Below are 4,201 nucleotides of genomic sequence, written 5' to 3'. Positions count from 1 at the left end.
GGTCAGTCGGTGTTTTCGTTGCTCACAAAGGCCGACCCATTGGCCTGGGGTTCGGGCGATTCCAGCGCGTATTTGAGCGCATGCCAGGCCAGGTTGGCGCATTTGATGCGCACTGGAAATTGGGCTACCCCTTTCATGGCGTTCAAAGCCCGTTGCTCCCGCGGGAACTCTTCGCCACCGCGCATCATGGCTTGGAAGCGCTCCACCAACTGCAGAGCTTCGGGGATGGTGCGCCCCCGCACCGCATCCGCCATGAGATCGGCAGAAGCCAGGGCAATGGCACAGCCTGCCCCCTCGAATTTGATATCGACAATCCGCTCCTGGCTGGGATCCAGTTGTAAGGTGAGGTCGATGGTGTCGCCACAGGAGGGGTTGTGGCCACGTTGGTGGCGGTGGACGGGATCCACTCTGCCGAAGTTGTGGGGCTTTTTGTACCGCTCCAGAATGACTTGCTGATAGAGTCCGCGCAGGTTATCTAGAGGCATTGTTGCTCCTGGTTGGTCGCTGCTCTGGCCGGTCGGCAAAAGTCGATCCGCTCATAGCCCATTGCCGCCGGGAATAGCCATAGTTCTCAGATATTCAGGATTTGGGAAGCGAGCCCGACCTGGCCCATCTGGTTTTGATCTTAACCCCGTTCTTGGTAGAGCTTGAGTCAGTAGAAAAACTCCTGCCAGCGCAGGGGCTTAAGTTTGCGCATGTACAGCCAATCAAAAAAGTTCTTCAGCACCGTGGCTGAATAGCCGCGCCAGACCAGCCTGCCTTTCTCGGCAACGGCAACGCGGTTCCCCACCGTTACACAAACAAAAACCGTGGCCTGCGGTCGGTAGGGGATCAGAGGTTGGCCGCGGATGAGCCGCAGCAGGTTTTGGGCTGCAATTGGCCCCTGGCGCACCGCGTACACGCCGATCTTGGGCAAGAGGCGGGATCCCCAAACAAAGTCAGCGCAGTCCCCCACCGCCAAGATGTGCTCTGAGCCTTGCACCCGCAGGTATTTGTCCACGAGCAGGGCTCCCGTCGGCCCTGTTGGCAAGCCGCAGGTGCTCAACCAGCTCGGCACCTGGAAGCCACCTGCCCACAGGCGGGTCTGAGCTATCAACTCGGTGCCATCCGAGAGCCACACGTGCTCCGGCCCAAAGGCTTTCACCTGACATCCGGCCCAGATTTCCACCCCCAGATGGCGGATTTCCCTTTCCACCGCCCGGCGGAAGGGTTCCGAGAAGCCCTCGACCAGATGGGCCTGGCGATGGATCAAGATCAGCCGGGCTTGAGCCAAGGGGATCCCTGTTTTTGCGCTCATCTGCCGGCAAAGATCGTAGAGTTCCCCCATCAGCTCTGTGCCGGTACAGCCTCCTCCCGCTACCACAAAGGTCAGCAGGCCCGGCGTCCGATCCCCCTGGGCTGCCCGTTGCCAGCACTGCCGGATCCAGGTTTGGGCGGCCACCAATTGTTCTGCCGGTCGAATGGTAAAGGCATGTTGGATCCCATCGATGGGGCGCAACTCCCGGCCCACATTCACCAACAGATAGTCGTAGGCCAGAGTTTGGATCCCGGCTTCACTCTCCAGGGTCAGGGTTCGAGCTTCGGGTTGGATGTGGGTGACTCGCCCCGGCAAAAACTGGGCGCCGTTGGCTTGAATATGCTCCAGCAAAGGGATCCGCACCAGCTCTAGAGAAAACCGACCGCTCAGCAGCCGTGTGGACATGCCCGAATTGACACTGTAGGGATAGGGGTTGATGGCGATCACCCGTGCCTGCCCTTTGAGCGCCCGCAAGGCGTCGATGGCTCCATAGCCACATCCGGCCAAGATCACAGTGGGCAGGGATCCCCTCATGGCTGGAGCGGGAACCGCTGGGGATCCCCGGCTGCCCATTCCAGGATGGAACCGGAATAGCTTTTGGCCTGCCGGCCCACGTGGGTTAAAACCACCGTGACCCAAGCGGAGCGAACCCCAGCTGTGCAGTAGGCAATGATCTCGGCTTCTAGAGCGATCCCGGCTTTTTGCAGGCGGGCGTGAATTGCATCGGGCGGCAATAGGGATCCCGCCGCATCCATCAGCTCCTTGTAGTAGAGATGCACAGCGCCGGGGATGTGTCCGCCACGTGCCTCACCATAGGGGGTGGCTCCCTCGTATTCTTGGGCTTCGCGACTGTCGAGGATGGCCACACGGTCGGAGCCAAGGCTGGCCCGCAGGGTGTCCCGGTCGATGTTCCACCGGTCGGTTCGCTGCACTACAAAGTCGCCCCGTTGCGGTTCGTCGGCGCTTTGTCGGGTTGTGGTCAGCACTCCCTCCTTCACCAGGGCCGGATAGCCCCCGTCCACCATGACCGCCTGGGGATGACCCAAGCTGCGCAACATCCAAACCATCCGGCCATCTTCTCCCCAACCCCGCAGCGGATCGGCAGCAACTACCACCGGACGCTCCCGAAACACGCCAATGCCTTGCAGCTTTTCGGTGAGAAGGGCATCATCTGCCAACAGCTTGCCGCTGTTGGCAGCCTCTGGTTGAGTAAACTCCGTCCAGTTCACCGGAATTGAACCCTTCAGGATCCCGTCGGCTTGCAATTCCGCACTGCGTGCATCCAGAAGCGTTGCCCCTTGTTGGATGAGCTGGATGGCGGTTGCAGGGCTGACCACCCAACCTGGCGTTGGTGTCATGGGTTGAGAGAACCTTAACTGGAAGATCCTATCCCACCTTACGGGACGAGTAGGCCGGTATGGGCCTCTTCCATCTGTTTGGAGAGAAGCCGTTGCAGGCTCACTCTGGCTTCGGAGAAGTTGGGAGCGATTTCCAAAGCCGAGCGAAAGTGTTCAATGGCCTGCTCCAGCTTGCCTTGGCGGGCAAGGATGGATCCCAGACGATAGTGAGCTGCTCCATAGCTGCCATTGCTGCGAATGGCCCGTCGATAGCTGGCCTCCGCCGAGGTTAGATCCCCCTTGATGCGCGCCACTTCGCCCAGGCCAAAGTGAGCTTCCGGCAACTCTGAATCTCCTTGGAGGGCCTGTTCAAACTGCTGCATAGCCTGCTGCAACTGTTGGGGCTGGATGAACTTGCGCCCAGAGGCATCCCGTTGTTTGGGCCCCAAGTAGGCTAGGCCAATGGCGGCCATCGCTGCGTGCAGATCGGGGGCCAGCTCCAAAGCCCGCCGGTAGTTCTTGATGGCTTCGCTGTATTGCTCTTGGCCTGCCAACACCAGACCCAAACCGTAGTAGGCGCGAGCCTGCTGTCTTTTGAACTGACCATTGAAGACCACCTGGCTGAACTCTTGGCTGGCTTGAGCCAGATGGCCTGCATGCACCATTGCCAAACCCAGATCCACCCGCACAGCGGCTGCCAACTCAGGAGCGAGATCCAGGTTGAGAGCAGTTCGGAAGGCTGCGATTGCCGCTTTTAGCTGTCCTTTGCGCATCAGCGCTTGTCCCATCACGGCGTGGCCCAGGCCCAGGCGATCATTCAACTCCAAAGCAGCCCAACAGGAATCGATGGCCTCGTCCCATTGCCCCAGCTTGAGGCGAACTTGAGCAATGCAGAGATGAGCCTCGCTGAAGTGGGGATCCAACCCCAGGGCCTTTTGTTGCTGGGCCAACGCTTCTGCCCAGTTGCCCTTCTCTGCCCAGGCTTGGCCGAGCAGGCTAAAGATCTCGGCTTGAGCGGATCCCTGGGTGAGGGGGAATGCTTCGGGTAAGTGGGCCAGAACTTCATCCGGCTGATGCTGGGCCAGCCACTGCCGTGCTAGAGCCTTCAGGGTTTCCACCAGGTGGGTGTTGATGCCGCTCCAGTTCGGGTTCAGGTGTTTGGCCTGTTGGTAGTGGCTCAATGCCTCCTGCAGTCGGTTGGTTTTTGCCAACAGATGGGCCAGTTCAATGTGGGCCTCTACGTGATCTGGCTGTCGCCGCACAGCCTCCTGAAACCGCTCCACTGCCTCAGGAATTGGATTGGCCTGTAAAAAGGACAGCCCTTCTGTAAAGGGATCCTGGGATCCCTCCCGCTCAAAGGTGTTGATGGCACGCCGGCCTTGCCAACCCAGCCAGCCCCCCCCTGCAGCCAAGATCAACAGCGGGATCCCCAGCCCCAGCGATCTGGTTCGGGCAGGGACATCGGGCTGCCGGAAGGAATGCATCACCAACCCGGCCCCCACCAGGAGAGACAAAGCCAGAGCTCCCCCCAAGAAGGGCCTTAGAGCAGGCCTGTGCAACCATTGAT

General features: G+C 60.2%; 4 protein-coding genes. All 4 read right to left on the bottom strand.

All coding sequences use genetic code 11. From position 1 onward, the window contains the following. Nucleotides 1–2 precede the first annotated feature (2 nt). Nucleotides 3–485 carry a Fe-S cluster assembly sulfur transfer protein SufU gene (sufU, locus tag NW820_RS09190; RefSeq protein ID WP_011434254.1) on the bottom strand — a complete coding sequence of 161 codons (483 nt, stop codon included), beginning with the start codon at nucleotides 483–485 and terminating at the stop codon, nucleotides 3–5. A gap of 167 nt (nucleotides 486–652) precedes the next feature. After that, complete coding sequence (locus tag NW820_RS09185) at nucleotides 653–1,831, bottom strand: NAD(P)/FAD-dependent oxidoreductase (RefSeq protein ID WP_414407322.1); 1,179 nt, start codon at nucleotides 1,829–1,831, stop codon at nucleotides 653–655. Further along, on the bottom strand, nucleotides 1,828–2,655 hold the full coding sequence (locus NW820_RS09180) for a sulfurtransferase (protein WP_414407321.1): 828 nt from the start codon (nucleotides 2,653–2,655) through the stop codon (nucleotides 1,828–1,830). Before NW820_RS09180 ends, NW820_RS09185 begins: the two co-directional genes overlap by 4 nt. A gap of 38 nt (nucleotides 2,656–2,693) precedes the next feature. Beyond that, on the bottom strand, nucleotides 2,694–4,201 hold a 1,508-nt coding region (locus NW820_RS09175; RefSeq protein WP_414407320.1), incomplete at its 5' end, for a tetratricopeptide repeat protein.

It is taken from the genome of Synechococcus sp. R55.7, assembly GCF_047461955.1.
Lineage (GTDB): Bacteria > Cyanobacteriota > Cyanobacteriia > Thermostichales > Thermostichaceae > Thermostichus.
The sequence above is the reverse complement of the archived record's forward strand: the minus strand, read 5'-3'. Positions and strand labels throughout refer to the sequence as shown.

What these genes read in the sequence shown, in the direction of transcription:
- sufU (WP_011434254.1), bottom strand. Translation starts at nt 485, where the DNA reads ATGCCTCTAGATAACCTGCGCGGACTCTATCAGCAAGTCATTCTGGAG.
- NW820_RS09185 (WP_414407322.1), bottom strand. Translation starts at nt 1,831, where the DNA reads ATGAGGGGATCCCTGCCCACTGTGATCTTGGCCGGATGTGGCTATGGA.
- NW820_RS09180 (WP_414407321.1), bottom strand. Translation starts at nt 2,655, where the DNA reads ATGACACCAACGCCAGGTTGGGTGGTCAGCCCTGCAACCGCCATCCAG.